The 13833-nt window shown below is 69.4% G+C and carries 12 protein-coding genes; 10 read left to right on the top strand and 2 right to left on the bottom strand.

Features of this window, described 5'->3' with window-relative positions; all coding sequences use genetic code 11:
* The 3 genes from RT2_RS11005 to RT2_RS10995 form a co-directional block, all read left to right on the top strand.
* On the top strand, positions 1-1620 hold a 1620-nt coding region (locus tag RT2_RS11005; RefSeq protein WP_174556697.1), incomplete at its 5' end, for an ABC-F family ATP-binding cassette domain-containing protein.
* 110 nt (positions 1621-1730) lie between these two features.
* Entirely contained in the window at positions 1731-2159 is a 429-nt protein-coding gene (locus RT2_RS11000) for a CBS domain-containing protein (protein ID WP_072844798.1), read from the top strand.
* A gap of 89 nt (positions 2160-2248) precedes the next feature.
* Entirely contained in the window at positions 2249-2467 is a 219-nt protein-coding gene (locus RT2_RS10995) for a helix-turn-helix domain-containing protein (RefSeq protein WP_072844797.1), read from the top strand.
* 38 nt (positions 2468-2505) lie between these two features.
* Here RT2_RS10995 and RT2_RS10990 read toward each other — a convergent pair whose 3' ends face one another.
* On the bottom strand, positions 2506-3072 hold the full coding sequence (locus tag RT2_RS10990) for a TetR/AcrR family transcriptional regulator (RefSeq protein ID WP_072844796.1): 567 nt from the start codon (positions 3070-3072) through the stop codon (positions 2506-2508).
* A gap of 108 nt (positions 3073-3180) precedes the next feature.
* Positions 3181-5985 carry an aconitate hydratase AcnA gene (gene acnA / locus RT2_RS10985; protein WP_072844795.1) on the bottom strand — a complete coding sequence of 935 codons (2805 nt, stop codon included), beginning with the start codon at positions 5983-5985 and terminating at the stop codon, positions 3181-3183.
* 321 nt (positions 5986-6306) lie between these two features.
* Between acnA and RT2_RS10980 the strand changes: the two genes are divergently transcribed.
* The 7 genes from RT2_RS10980 to inhA all read left to right on the top strand — a co-directional run bounded on the left by RT2_RS10980 (position 6307) and on the right by inhA (position 13830).
* Positions 6307-6816, top strand: a complete 510-nt coding sequence (locus tag RT2_RS10980; protein WP_072844794.1) for an Rv1476 family membrane protein — start codon at positions 6307-6309, stop codon at positions 6814-6816.
* Between the two features lie 402 nt (positions 6817-7218).
* A complete protein-coding gene (locus RT2_RS10975; protein WP_072844843.1) occupies positions 7219-8931 on the top strand; it encodes an NlpC/P60 family protein in 1713 nt (570 codons plus the stop codon).
* A gap of 100 nt (positions 8932-9031) precedes the next feature.
* Positions 9032-10186, top strand: a complete 1155-nt coding sequence (locus tag RT2_RS10970) for an AAA family ATPase (protein ID WP_092776029.1) — start codon at positions 9032-9034, stop codon at positions 10184-10186.
* Positions 10187-10257: 71 nt separating this feature from the next.
* Entirely contained in the window at positions 10258-11193 is a 936-nt protein-coding gene (locus tag RT2_RS10965; RefSeq protein ID WP_072844842.1) for a DUF58 domain-containing protein, read from the top strand.
* Complete coding sequence (locus RT2_RS10960; RefSeq protein ID WP_072844793.1) at positions 11190-12170, top strand: VWA domain-containing protein; 981 nt, start codon at positions 11190-11192, stop codon at positions 12168-12170. Before RT2_RS10965 ends, RT2_RS10960 begins: the two co-directional genes overlap by 4 nt.
* Before the next feature lie 72 nt (positions 12171-12242).
* The gene (gene fabG1, locus RT2_RS10955) at positions 12243-12980 is read left to right on the top strand and encodes a 3-oxoacyl-ACP reductase FabG1 (protein ID WP_072844792.1); all 738 of its coding nucleotides are present in this window, start codon (positions 12243-12245) and stop codon (positions 12978-12980) included.
* A gap of 52 nt (positions 12981-13032) precedes the next feature.
* Entirely contained in the window at positions 13033-13830 is a 798-nt protein-coding gene (gene inhA, locus RT2_RS10950) for an NADH-dependent enoyl-ACP reductase InhA (RefSeq protein WP_072844791.1), read from the top strand.
* Positions 13831-13833 lie beyond the last annotated feature (3 nt).

The raw sequence follows: 13833 nt of genomic DNA, 5'->3' as shown, positions 1-13833 counted from the left end.
ACCGACCTCGAAGTTCGTGCCGGTGTGCGGACCCTCCTCTCCGCGCCCGGCCCTGCCCTGCGCGTCCAGTCCGGCGACCGCATCGGTCTCGTCGGCCGCAACGGCGCCGGAAAGACCACCACCCTGCGCATCCTCGCCGGCGAGGGCGAGCCCTACGCGGGTGAGGTCATCCGCACCGGAGACCTCGGCTACCTGCCGCAGGACCCCAAGGAGGGCGACCTCGACGTGCTCGCCAAGGACCGGGTGCTCTCGGCCCGCGGCCTCGACGCGTTGCTCCGGGACATGGACAAGCAGCAGGCCCTGATGGCCGAGCTCGTCGACCCGGCCGAGCTGGACAAGGCCGTCCGCAGGTACGGGCAGCTCGAGGACCGGTTCTCGTCCCTCGGCGGCTACGTCGCGGAGAGCGAGGCGGCCCGGATCTGCAACAGCCTCGGGCTGGCCGACCGCATCCTCGGGCAGCCGCTGCGCACCCTGTCCGGCGGTCAGCGCCGCCGGGTGGAGCTGGCCCGCATCCTGTTCGCGGCGTCGGACGGCAGCGGCGGCCGCTCGGACACCATCCTGCTGCTCGACGAGCCCACCAACCACCTCGACGCCGACTCGATCACCTGGCTGCGCGGGTTCCTGCAGAACCACGACGGCGGACTGATCGTGATCAGCCACGACGTGGAGCTGCTCGGCGACGTGGTCAACCGGGTGTGGTTCCTCGACGCCGTGCGCGCCGAGGCCGACGTCTACAACATGGGCTGGCAGAAGTACCTCGACGCCCGCGCCACCGACGAGCAGCGTCGCCGCCGCGAGCGCGCCAACGCCGAGAAGAAGGCCGGCGCGCTGCGCGTGCAGGCCGCCAAGCTCGGCGCCAAGGCCACCAAGGCGACCGCCGCCCAGAACATGGCCAAGCGCGCGGACAAGCTGATGGCCGCGCTCGACGACGTCCGGGTCTCCGACAAGGTCGCGCACATCCGCTTCCCGGAGCCCGCCACCTGCGGCAAGACGCCGCTGATGGCCGAGAACCTCACCAAGATGTACGGGTCGCTGGAGATCTTCGCCGGCGTCGACCTGGCCATCGACCGCGGCAGCCGGGTGGTGGTGCTCGGGCTCAACGGCGCCGGCAAGACCACGCTGCTGCGCATCCTGGCCGGCACGGAGAGCCCCAACACCGGCCGGCTGGTGCCCGGGCACGGGCTCAAGATCGGCTACTTCGCGCAGGAGCACGACACCCTCGACGACGACGCGTCGGTGTGGGAGAACATCCGGCACGCCGCGCCCGACACGGGGGAGCAGGAGCTGCGTTCGCTGCTCGGTGCGTTCATGTTCACCGGGCCGCAGCTCGAGCAGCCGGCGGGCACCCTGTCCGGCGGTGAGAAGACCCGTCTGGCGCTGGCCGGGCTGGTGTCGTCGGCGGCGAACGTGCTGCTGCTCGACGAGCCGACGAACAACCTGGACCCGATCTCCCGCGAGCAGGTGCTCGACGCGCTGCGCAGCTACAAGGGCGCGGTCGTGCTGGTCACGCACGACCCGGGTGCGGCGGAGGCGTTGAACCCGGAGCGGGTCATCCTGCTGCCCGACGGCCAGGAGGACCACTGGTCGCAGGAGTACCTGGAGCTCATCCAGCTCGCCTGAGCGCCCGGGGCTGCCGTGACATCCGCGGCGCCCGACGGTTCCGTCCGGCTCGACTGCCTGCCTATGATCATCTGGCGGGTAGTCGAGAGCGGACGGGTCGGTGTGTCCAGATGCGAATCGCGGATGTGTTACGGCGTAAGGGCGCGGCGGTGTCGACGGTGGGCCCGGGGTTGTCGGTCGGCGGGCTGATCGCGGAACTTGCCCGGCGCAACGTCGGCGCCCTGGTGGTGGTCGAGAACGGCGCGATGGTCGGCATCGTGTCCGAACGCGACGTGGTGCGCCAGATCCACGAGCGCGGCGCGGAGGTGCTCGGCGCCCGGGTCGCCGACATCATGGCGGCCTCGGTGTTCACCTGCCTGCCCACCGACAGCTTGGACAGCCTCGCCGAGACCATGACCGAACGGCGGATCCGGCACCTGCCGGTGGTCGAGGACGGCCGGCTGCTCGGCATCGTCAGCATCGGTGACGTGGTGAAGAGCCGGATCGACGAGCTGCAGTGCGAACGTGACCAGCTCGAGTCGTACATCGAGCAGGGCTGACGGGCGCGCGGGTCGTTGCCGTGACCCGGGCGTGGTGGCTAGCCTGGAACTGCTGACCGAACACTCGCAGGCTCGCCTGGAGGTCGTCGATGGCAGGACCCGATCCGCTTCGCAAGGGAACCCGGATAACCGGCGCGACTCGCGATGCCCTGCAGCGGGACCTGCGGGACCGCTACACGCGCGGTGAGAGCATCCGAAGCCTCGCCGAGGCCACCGGCCGTTCGTACGGCTTCATCCGCACCGTGCTGACCGAGTCCGGGGTCGTGTTGCGCGGGCGGGGCGGGGCGAATCGACACCGGATGGCGTGACTCACCCCGCCCGTCGGCGGCTGAAGGAGACGTCGAGTTCAGTCCCGGCGCCGCACCGATTCCTCCACGAGATCGAGTACCGCGGAAAGGTTCTCGGTCGCATGCCCGGACGCGATCCGCGCGATCAGACCGTCGAGCACCAGATCGAGGTAGCCGAGCAGCACCTCGGTCGGCAGGTCGTCGCGCAGCCGTCCCGCCGACTTCTGGCGTTCGAGCCGGCTGACCGTGGCCTGGGTCAGTTCCGCGCTGTGCTGCGTCCAGTCCCGGGCGAACTCCGGGTCGGTGCGCAGCCGCCGCGCGATCTCCAGGCGGGTGCCGAGCCAGTCGAACTGCTCGGGCTGCGCGAGCATGTCGCGCATCACCTGGACCAGGCCTTGCTCGGCCGCCACGTCCGCCATCCTGCGGGCATCCTCGTGGGCCAGCGCCAGGAACAGCCCGTCCTTGTCCTTGAAATGGTGGAAGATGGCGCCGCGCGAGAGCCCGGTTTCCTCCTCCAGTCGGCGCACAGTGGCGCCCTCGTAGCCGTACTCCGCGAAGCACCGCCGGGAGCCGTCGAGTATCTGGCTCCGTCGTGCTGCGAGGTGGTCCTCGCTGACCTTGGGCACAGCCGACATCCTTTCGTACCGAACGGGAACGGCGGGCTCGAGACGAGACGTCCCGAGCCCGCCGTCCGCGCTCTGTGCGATCTACCTAGACCACAGGATCAGGTGCGACTAGCCCCTGATCATGTTGCGCAGCACGTACTGCAGGATGCCGCCGTTGCGGTAGTAGTCCGCCTCACCGGGGGTGTCGATGCGGACGACGGCGTCGAACTCGACCTTGGAGCCGTCCGTCTTGGTGGCCGTGACCTTCATGGTCCTCGGGGTGACACCCTCGTTGAGCTTGGTGATGCCCGTGATGTCGAAGGTCTCGGTGCCGTCCAGGCCCAGCGACCCGGCGGACTCGCCGGCCGGGAACTGCAGCGGCACAACGCCCATGCCGATGAGGTTGGAGCGGTGGATGCGCTCGAACGACTCGGTGATGACGGCCTTGACGCCCAGCAGGCTGGTGCCCTTGGCGGCCCAGTCACGCGAGGAGCCGGAGCCGTACTCCTTGCCGCCCAGGACGACCAGCGGGATGCCGGCGGCCTGGTAGTTCTGCGACGCGTCGTAGATGAACGACTGCGGGCCGCCCTCGAGGGTGAAGTCGCGGGTGTAGCCGCCCGAGACGTCGTCGAGGAGCTGGTTGCGCAGGCGGATGTTCGCGAACGTGCCGCGGATCATCACCTCGTGGTTGCCGCGACGCGAGCCCAGGGAGTTGTAGTCCTTGCGCTCGACACCGTTGGCGTCCAGGTACTGCGCCGCCGGGGTGCCGGGCTTGATCGGGCCGGCCGGGCTGATGTGGTCGGTGGTGACCGAGTCGCCCAGCAACGCCAGGACGCGGGCGCCCGTGATGTCGGTGACCGGGGTGGTCTCCATCGTCATGCCCTCGAAGTACGGCGCCTTGCGGACGTAGGTCGAGTTCTCGTCCCACGCGAAGGTGTCGCCCTCCGGGGTGGACAGGTTCTGCCAGCGCTCGTCGCCCTTGAAGACGTTGGCGTAGGAGTTGACGAACATGTCCTGGTTGATCGAGGACGCGATGGTCTCCTCGATCTCCTTCGTCGAGGGCCAGATGTCCTTCAGGAAGACGTCGTTGCCGTCGGTGTCCTGTCCGAGGGGATCGACCTCGAAGTCGAAGTCCATGGTGCCGGCGAGACCGTAGGCGATGACCAGCGGCGGGGAGGCCAGGTAGTTCATCTTGACGTCGGGGGAGATGCGGCCCTCGAAGTTGCGGTTGCCCGAGAGCACCGCGGTGACCGACAGGTCGTTGTCGTTGATCGCCTTGGAGATGTTCTCCGGCAGGGGACCGGTGTTGCCGATGCACGTGGTGCAGCCGTAGCCACCGAGGTAGTAGCCGAGCTTCTCGAGGTACGGCCAGAGGCCGGCCTTCTCGTAGTAGTCGTTGACGACCTGCGAGCCCGGCGCCATGTTGGTCTTGACCCACGGCTTGGTGGACAGGCCCTTCTCGACCGCGTTGCGGGCCAGCAGGGCGGCGCCCAGCATCACCGACGGGTTCGAGGTGTTGGTGCAGGAGGTGATGCCCGCGACCACGACGGCGCCGTGGTCGAGCACGAACTCGCCCTGCTCCGGGGTGGTGACGCGCACCGGCTTGGAGGGGCGGCCCTCGGCGCCGTTCGCGGCCGACGCCACGGCGCCGGCGGCGTCGTCAGCGTAGGAGAGCGCGGCGGGATCGGACGCGGGGAAGGACTCCTCGACGGCCTCGTCCAGCTGGCTGTGGTCGGCCGCGGCGTGATCCTCCACGTAGGTGTGGATGTCGCGACGGAACGCGTTCTTCGAGTCCGAGAGCAGGATGCGGTCCTGCGGGCGCTTCGGGCCTGCGATGGACGGCACCACGGAGCCGAGATCCAGCTCGAGGTACTCGGAGTAGTTGGGCTCGGCGTCGGCGTCGTGCCACATGCCCTGTTCCTTGGCGTACGCCTCGACGAGCGCGAGCTGCTCCTCGCTGCGGCCGGTCAGGCGCAGGTAGTTCACGGTCTCCTCGTCGATCGGGAAGATCGCGGCGGTGGAACCGAACTCGGGGCTCATGTTGCCCAGGGTGGCGCGGTTGGCCAGCGGCACCTCGGCGACGCCCTTGCCGTAGAACTCGACGAACTTGCCGACGACGCCGTGCTTGCGCAGCATGTCGGTGACAGTGAGCACCACGTCGGTGGCGGTCACGCCGGGCTTGATCTCGCCGGTCAGCTTGAAGCCGACGACGCGCGGGATCAGCATGGAGACCGGCTGGCCGAGCATCGCGGCCTCGGCCTCGATGCCGCCGACGCCCCAGCCCAGCACGCCCAGGCCGTTGACCATGGTGGTGTGCGAGTCGGTGCCGACGCAGGTGTCGGGGTATGCCTGACCGTTACGGATCATGACGGTGGGCGCCAGGTACTCGATGTTGACCTGGTGCACGATGCCCATGCCCGGGGGGACGACCTTGAAGTCGTCGAACGCGCCCTGGCCCCAGCGCAGGAACTGGTAACGCTCGCCGTTGCGCTGGTACTCGAGGTCGACGTTGCGCTCGAGGGCGTCGGCGCGGCCGAAGACGTCGAGGATGACCGAGTGGTCGATGACCATGTCGGCGGGGGAGAGCGGGTTGACCTTGCTCGGGTCGCCGCCGAGAGCGGTGACGGCCTCACGCATGGTGGCCAGGTCGACGATGCAGGGCACGCCGGTGAAGTCCTGCATGATCACGCGGGCCGGGGTGAACTGGATCTCGATGCTCGGGTCGGCCGACGGATCCCAGCTCGCGATCGAGCGGATGTGGTCGGCGGTGATGTTCGCGCCGTCTTCGGTGCGCAGCAGGTTCTCGGCGAGAACCTTCAGCGCGTACGGCAGCTTCTCGGTGCCGGGAACTGCCGAGAGTCGGAAGATCTCGTACGAGTTGTCTCCGACCTCGAGAGTTCCCTTGGCGCCAAATGAATCAATACTGGTGGTCACGTCAGCTCCACTCGTCTTTGAGGTTCGCCGTCGGCGGGGCTGTGCCGACGGCTGAAGCGAGGCTCGTCGCGGCGAACCAATCGGTCGCGCCGAAGCACCTCGAGGCAAGTCTAACAGTACGCTTGTCCTGTGAAGCCCGCGGGCGGTTCGTGCGCTCCCGACGTCTGGCCGGTCGGGGCACGTGTCGATCCTTGCCCACGTCCCGGCGTGTCGCAACGCCGGGCGCCGAGCGGCACGGGTGGGATCGGGCCGGTCCCGTAGTGTGCTGGGCGAACGACGCGCCGCGCGAGCCCACGCGCCTGAAATCGATCCGGATGAAAGATGCCTGCTGCCCTCACCTTCGCGTTCCTCCCGGCCCCGGCCGACATCCCGCCCGAGGTCAACATCGACACCGTCGTCGCGGACCTCGCGGACGACGGGGTGTCCGCGCCGTCTGCCGACGTGCCCGGCCTGCAGGCGGTGGTGGCCCGTGCCCGGGAGCACGGGCTGGACGTGAAGATCGTCGTCCTGGAGCGGAACCCGGGGCGCGACGAGCAGTTGCGCGACATCGCGACGGCGGTCGGCAAGCACGAGGACGGCACCGTGCTGGTGCTCAGCCCGAGCTGGGTCGGGTCGTACACCAACACCCTGCCCCGGGTCGCCGTCGAGGACGCCCAGGACAAGGCGTACACCGGCAACGCTGTGCAGTCCGCGTCGAACTACGTCGACGAACTCATCGCGCCGGGGGAGTCGTACGGGCTGATCACCGTCGGTGTCCTGGTACTGGCCGGCGGCGCGGCCGCGGCCACCTGGGTGCTGCGCAGGCGCCGCGCCGACCGCGACGGTCGCTGACACTCCTTCCATCGCCCGGATGGGCGTTTTCTCGCGTGCGTCGGCGCGCGGTGCGCCGCAGGGCCCGCATTTTCCGACAGTCCTACGGGGCGTTGGCATTCGGATGTGAAGTCGGTGAATTCGACGTGTCCGTCAATGGTGCGGAAAACTACTTCAGTGTTATTTGTGGTTAGAGTTACCGCCCGTGGGCAAAGTGTCGTACGGTGCCATTGGCACTTAAGGGGAAGAAGTGTCGTCGTGGCATCGTCGTCACGTATGTGGATCGTCACGTAGGTGACCGCTGCTCGCGCACGTTTCCCCCGATGGGCACGACCACGAAGACGGGTTGCAGGGCCAGTTCTGGACGTCGGCTCGGTGACACCGGAGTTGTTCACCGTGGTGGTTGAACCGAGGGAGAAGTCAGTGAGCCGAAGGGCAGCGCGCGGGACCCACCGCCGCGGATTCTCGCGATCGAGAATCCGTAGTGCGCAACTGCTCGTCGGACTCGCCGTCGTGACGTCCCTGGTGACGACGACGGGCCTGGCCGCGGCCGTTCCTCCGCCACCTCCGAACCCCAGTGATTCCGACCTCCAGCAGGCCACGGCGGGTGTGGATTCCCGGCTGGGTCAGGTCGGTGCGCTGATCAACGAAGTCGCTTCGGCCGACCAGCAATTGAGCGCCCTCGACGACGAGGTGGCGATCAAGCGCGAGGGCGTCAACAAGGCACTGGTGGACCTGCAGAACGCGCGTGACGCGGCCAGTGTCGCGGCAGGTGCCGTCGCCGGGACGCTGCAGGCGCTGCAGGACGCGGGCGCGCAGATCCACTGGGCGCAGACGAAGTTCGACGAGTTCGCGGCGAACACCTATCGGCAGGGCACCGGGGTCGCGTCGATCGCCTCCTTCATCGGATCCGCCGGGCCGGCGGACGTGCTCGACCGGGCCCAGTTGATCAAGCTCCTTGCCACCAACAAGAACTCGGTCCTCGATGGGCTGCAACGTGCGCGCACCGCGGAGGCCAACAAGAACTCCGCCGCCCGCGAGGCCAAGCAGTCCGCGGACGAGGCCGCGTCCGCCGCGGAATCGCAGAAGGCGGAGGCGGAGAACGCAATTGCGGTGGCCCGCTCCGCGTTGGCCGAGCAGGCGGGCAAGAAGGCGAAGATCGAGGCCGAGAAGGCCGCCGCCGAGGCGGCTCTGGGCGCCGCGCGTGAGAATGTCTCGGGTCTGCAGAATCAACGCCAGGCATTCGTGAACTGGGACACCCAGCGTGCCGCCGAGCAGGTCGCGGCCGCCGCGGCGGCCGCCGCGGCCAAGCAGGCCGCGGCCGAGGCCGCCGCCCGGGTGGCGGCGAACGAGGCCGCCCGGGCCCGGGCCCGCGAACTGGCCGAGGGCCAGCGCGCGCACACCCAGATCGAGGACGACCCGCCGAGCGGCGAGACCGACACCTCGGGGACCGACGAATCGGGCGCCGACACGTCCGGGACGGACAACTCCGGGACGGACAACTCCGGCACGGACGAATCGGGCACGGACACCTCGGGCACAGACACTTCCGGCACGGACGGCTCCGGAACCGACACGTCCGGCACCGACGACTCGGACACCGACGAGGTCGCGCCGACCACCACGCCGAAGCCGAAGCCGGCGACGCCCAAGCCCACCAAGCCGAAGCCGACGACGCCCAAGCCGACCAAGCCGAAGCCGACGGTCTCGGGAAGCGCCGCGATCGAGACCGTCATCGACCGAGGCATGGCGCAGCTGGGAATCACCTACGCCTGGGGAGGCGGCGACGAGAACGGTCCGACGCTCGGCATCCGGGACGGCGGTGTCGCGGACAGTTACGGCGACTTCAACAAGGTCGGCTTCGACTGCTCGGGCCTGATGATCTACGCCTTCGCCGGAATCGGTGTCTCGCTTCCGCACTACACCGGCTACCAGTACACCGCCGGCGAACAGGTCTCGACGTCGGAGATGAAGCGCGGCGACATGATCTTCTACGGGCCCAATGCCAGCCAGCACGTCGCGCTGTACCTTGGCAACGGGGAGATGCTCGAGGCTCCGCAGTCGGGTTCGGTCGTCAAGGTCTCGCCCGTCCGGTGGAGCGGTATGACCCCCTACGTGGTCCGAATGGTTGCCTGACCTCCTTCTCGCTCCCGGTCCGGGAGACGCGGGTGAGTTCGGGTGCGATCGATGTGAAAGCGGTGGATTCTTGGTGACCTCAGCGGACGGGGCCGGCGCGATGCCGGATGCGCAACTCCTGGAGAAGGTGATCTACGAGGTCAAGCGGGTGATCGTCGGTCAGGACCGGCTGATCGAGCGGATCCTGGTCGGTCTGCTGGCCCGCGGCCACGTGCTGCTCGAGGGCGTGCCGGGTGTTGCGAAGACGCTGGCCGTGGAGACCTTCGCGACGGTGGTCGGCGGGTCGTTCTCGAGGGTGCAGTTCACCCCGGACCTGGTGCCCACCGACCTGATCGGAACCCGCATCTACCGGCAGGGCCGCGAACAGTTCGACACCGAACTCGGCCCGGTGGTGGCCAACTTCGTGCTCGCCGACGAGATCAACCGTGCGCCCGCGAAGGTGCAGTCCGCACTGCTCGAGGTGATGGCCGAACGGCACGTGACCATCGGCGGCAAGACCTTCCCGATGCCCGACCCGTTCCTGGTGATGGCCACCCAGAACCCGATCGAGAACGAGGGTGTCTACCCGCTTCCCGAGGCCCAGCGGGATCGATTCCTGTTCAAGATCCTCGTCGACTACCCGACGGTCGAGGAGGAGCGCGAGATCGTCTACCGGATGGGTGTCGAGGTGCCCGTGCCCAAGCAGGTGCTGGGCCCGGACGAGTTGATCCGCCTGCAGAAGGCCGCCAGCGGTGTGTTCGTGCACCACGCTCTGGTCGACTACGTCGTCCGGGTGATCGCCGCGACCCGCACGCCCGCCGACCTGGGACTGACCGACGTGGCCGGCTGGATCTCGTACGGGGCCTCGCCGCGTGCCACCCTCGGCATCATCTCCGCAGCGCGGGCGCTGGCCATGGTCCGCGGCCGTGACTACGTGGTGCCGCAGGACGTGCTCGACGTGATTCCGGACGTGCTGCGGCACCGACTGGTGCTGTCCTACGACGCCCTCGCCGACGAGGTCTCGCCCGACGACGTGATCAACAGGGTCCTGCAGACCGTCGGACTGCCCCAGGTCGCGGCCCAGCCGGTCGCCCCCGTGGCGCCGCCGGCGGCCAACGGTGCGCCGCAACAGCACTCGGCCGGCGCGGTGCAGCAGCATCCGGCCCCGTCCGCGCCCGCACCGGTCGCTGCGTCCGAGCAGCCGTCGGCAGGGTCGGGCCCGGCGCCCCAGAACCCGGCAGGCCCGACCGCGGCGGTCGGTGGCCAGCAGCGGTGACCGGTTCGGCAGGTGACGCCGCCCCGTCGGCGGCCCGTCCGGGCGGGGCGGGGTCGACCTCCTCGGCGGGGCTGCCCTCGTTCCGCTCGGGCCAACTGCGCGACCCCCAGCTGGCGGCCGCGCTACGCACCCTGGAGTTGACGGTCCGTCGGCGCCTGGACGGGGTCCTGCACGGCGAGCACCTCGGGTTGATCCCGGGCCCCGGCACCGAGCCGGGCGACGCCCGCGAGTACCAGCCCGGGGACGACGTCCGGCAGATGGACTGGTCGGTGACCGCCCGCACCACCCACCCACACGTGCGGCAGTCCGTGGCCGACCGGGAGCTCGAGACGTGGATGGTGATCGACCTGTCCGCGAGCCTCGACTTCGGCACCGTGGGTGCGGAGAAGCGTGACCTCGCGGTGGCCGCCGCGGCCGCGGTGACACACCTGACCAGCGGCGGCGGCAACCGGATCGGTGCGATCGTGGCCACCGGCGAGCGGACCGTACGGATCCCGGCGCGCGGCGGACGGCTGCACGCGCAGGCGATGCTGCGCACCATCGCGACGACGCCGCACGCGCCGGACGGGGTGCGGGGGGACCTGCGCGGCGCGATCGAGTCGCTGCGCCGGCCGCAACGCCGGCGCGGGCTGGCCGTGGTGATCAGCGACTTCCTCGGCCCGCTCGACTGGGAGCGGTCGCTGCGTGCGATCGCGGGCCGGCACGACGTGCTCGGCGTCGAGGTGCTCGATCCCCGCGACCTGGAACTTCCCGACCTCGGCGACGTGGTGCTGCACGACCCCGAGACTGGGCGCACCCGTGAGTTCCACACCACGCCCGAGTTGCGGGCCGACTTCGCCGCCGCGGCGCAGGCCCACCGCCGGGCGGTCGAACAGACCCTGCACGGCTGCGGTTCGTCGGTGCTGAGCCTGCGTACCGACCGCGACTGGATCGCGGACGTCGTGCGCTTCGTGGCGGCCCGTCGGCACAGCTATGGTGCTCGGGTGAATCGAGTGCCCCGCCGGTGAGTCTCACGGATTTCGCGTCGCCCTGGTGGCTGGCGTTCGCTGTCGTGGTGGCCGCGATGGCCGTCGGCTACGTCGTGGTCCAACGCGGCAGGCGCAAGCACGTCCTGCGTTTCACCAACCTCGAACTGCTCGAACGGGTCGCCCCCAAGCAGCCCGGCAGGCTCCGGCACCTGCCGACGGCCCTGGTGCTGTGTGGGCTGCTGCTGCTCACCGTCGCGCTGGCCGGCCCGACGACAGACAAGCGGGTCCCTCGCAACCGCGCGACGGTGATCCTGGTGATCGACGTGTCGCTGTCGATGAAGGCGACCGACGTCGAACCGACCCGGCTCGCTGCCGCACAGGAGGCGGCGAAGTCGTTCGCGGACGGCCTCACCCCGGGCATCAACCTGGGGCTGGTCGCGTTCGCCGGGACGGCCTCCGTGCTGGTCTCGCCGACCACCAACCGCAACGAGACGAAGACCGCCATCGACCACCTCACCCTGGCCGAGCGGACCGCGACCGGCGAGGCCATCTTCACCTCGCTGCAGTCCATCGAGACCCTCGGCGCAGTCCTCGGCGGCGGCGACCAGGCCCCGCCGGCCCGGATCGTGCTGCTCTCCGACGGCAAGCAGACCGTTCCCGACTTCGAGACCGACCCGCGTGGCAGCTACACCGCGGCGCAGTTGGCCAAGGAGAAGGGGGTGCCGATCTCGACGATCTCGTTCGGCACCCGCTACGGCACCGTGGACATCGAGGGCGACCGAATCCCGGTACCGGTCGACGACCCGTCGCTGCGTGAGATCGCGAGGCTGTCCGGCGGTAGCTTCTTCACCGCGTCGAGCCTCGAGGAACTGCGCAAGGTCTACGACACGCTCGAGGAACAGATCGGTTTCGAGACCACCCGTGGCGATGCGAGTCGGCCGTGGCTGGTGCTCGGGGTACTGTGCACCGCCGCCGGTCTTGCGACGGCTTTGGTTCTGCGCCAACGCCTGCCGTGACCACGCGGTGACCGATCACAATTTGCACCGACCCAACCCCGCCAGTCGAACATGAACAGATAGGTTGATCGCATGTCCAACCCCACTGCGCCCGACAACGCTGCCCCGTCCCGCTCCGTGCTCGTGACCGGAGGCAACCGCGGCATCGGCCTCGCGGTCGCCCAGCGCCTCGCCGCGGACGGCCACAAGGTTGCCGTCACGCACCGTGGCTCCGGGGTTCCCGAGGGGCTGTTCGGCGTGAAGTGCGACGTGACGGATTCGGAGTCGGTGGACCGGGCGTTCTCGGAGGTCGAGGCGCACCAGGGCCCGGTCGAGGTGCTGGTGGCCAACGCGGGCATCACCGACGACACCCTGCTCATGCGGATGACCGAGGAGCAGTTCACCAGCGTCATCGACGCCAACCTGACCGGTGCCTTCCGCTGCGCCAAGCGCGCCAACCGCGCGATGCTGCGCGGCCGCTGGGGCCGGATGATCTTCCTGGGTTCGGTGGTCGGCCTGGGCGGCGGCCCCGGCCAGATCAACTACGCATCGTCGAAGGCCGGAGTCATCGGTCTCGCGCGCTCGGTCACCCGCGAGCTGGGTTCGCGGTCGATCACCGCCAACGTGGTCGCCCCGGGCTTCATCGAGACCGACATGACGGCGGAACTGCCGGACAACCTGCGCGACAAGGCCAAGGAGTTCATCCCGCTGCAGCGTCTGGGCAAGCCGGAGGACGTCGCGGCCGTGGTCAGCTTCCTCGCCTCCGAGGACTCGGCCTACGTCTCCGGTGCGATCATCCCGGTGGACGGCGGCATGGGCATGGGCCACTAGCTCCGCCCGAATACATCACCCACACACAGACTTTCATCACAGGAGAAGCGCTATGGGCGGACTGCTCGAAGGCAAGACCATCCTCGTCACCGGCATCATCACCGACTCGTCGATCGCGTTCCACGTCGCGAAGGTGGCGCAGGAGCAGGGCGCGAAGGTCATCATCACCGGTTTCGACCGGCTGCGCCTGATCGACCGCATCGCGCAGCGGCTGCCGCAACCGGTACCGCCGGCCGTCGAGCTCAACGTGCAGGACGACGAGCACCTCGCGACGTTGGCGGACCGTGTCCGTGAGCTCGCGCCCGAGGGCATCGACGGCGTCGTGCACTCCATCGCGTTCTCGCCGCGCTCCGGTTTGGGCGCGCCGTTCCTCGACGCGCCCTGGGCCGACATCTCGACCGCGCTGGAGGTTTCGGCGTACTCGTACGCGTCGTTGGCCAAGGCGCTGCTGCCGGTGCTCAACGACAACGCCTCGATCGTCGGCATGGACTTCGACCCGTCGCGCGCGATGCCGTTCTACAACTGGATGGGTGTCTCGAAGGCCACCCTCGAGGCGGTCAACCGGTACGTGGCCAAGGAGGTCGGCGTCCGCGGCATCCGCTCGAACCTGGTCGCTGCGGGCCCGATCAAGACGCTGGCCGCCAAGGCCATCGCCGGCGACAGCACCGGACCGGGTGCCGAGCTCGACAAGCTGAACACGGGCTGGGACGACGTCGCCCCGATCGGCTGGAACGTGGACGACCCGACGCCGGTCGCCAAGAGTGTGTGCACGGTGCTCTCCGACTGGCTGCCCGGTACCAGCGCGTCGATCATCTACGTCGACGGCGGTTTCCACGCGATGGTCGGCTGACCG

It is taken from the genome of Rhodococcus tukisamuensis NBRC 100609 (assembly GCF_001894985.1).
Classification (GTDB): domain Bacteria; phylum Actinomycetota; class Actinomycetes; order Mycobacteriales; family Mycobacteriaceae; genus Rhodococcus_G; species Rhodococcus_G tukisamuensis.
The sequence above is the reverse complement of the archived record's forward strand: the minus strand, read 5'-3'. Positions and strand labels throughout refer to the sequence as shown.

Coding starts and splice junctions, on each gene's coding strand:
- RT2_RS10970 (WP_092776029.1), top strand. CDS start 9,032: ATGCCGGATGCGCAACTCCTGGAGAAGGTGATCTACGAGGTCAAGCGG.
- inhA (WP_072844791.1), top strand. CDS start 13,033: ATGGGCGGACTGCTCGAAGGCAAGACCATCCTCGTCACCGGCATCATC.
- RT2_RS10995 (WP_072844797.1), top strand. CDS start 2,249: ATGGCAGGACCCGATCCGCTTCGCAAGGGAACCCGGATAACCGGCGCG.
- fabG1 (WP_072844792.1), top strand. CDS start 12,243: ATGTCCAACCCCACTGCGCCCGACAACGCTGCCCCGTCCCGCTCCGTG.
- RT2_RS10980 (WP_072844794.1), top strand. CDS start 6,307: ATGCCTGCTGCCCTCACCTTCGCGTTCCTCCCGGCCCCGGCCGACATC.
- RT2_RS11000 (WP_072844798.1), top strand. CDS start 1,731: ATGCGAATCGCGGATGTGTTACGGCGTAAGGGCGCGGCGGTGTCGACG.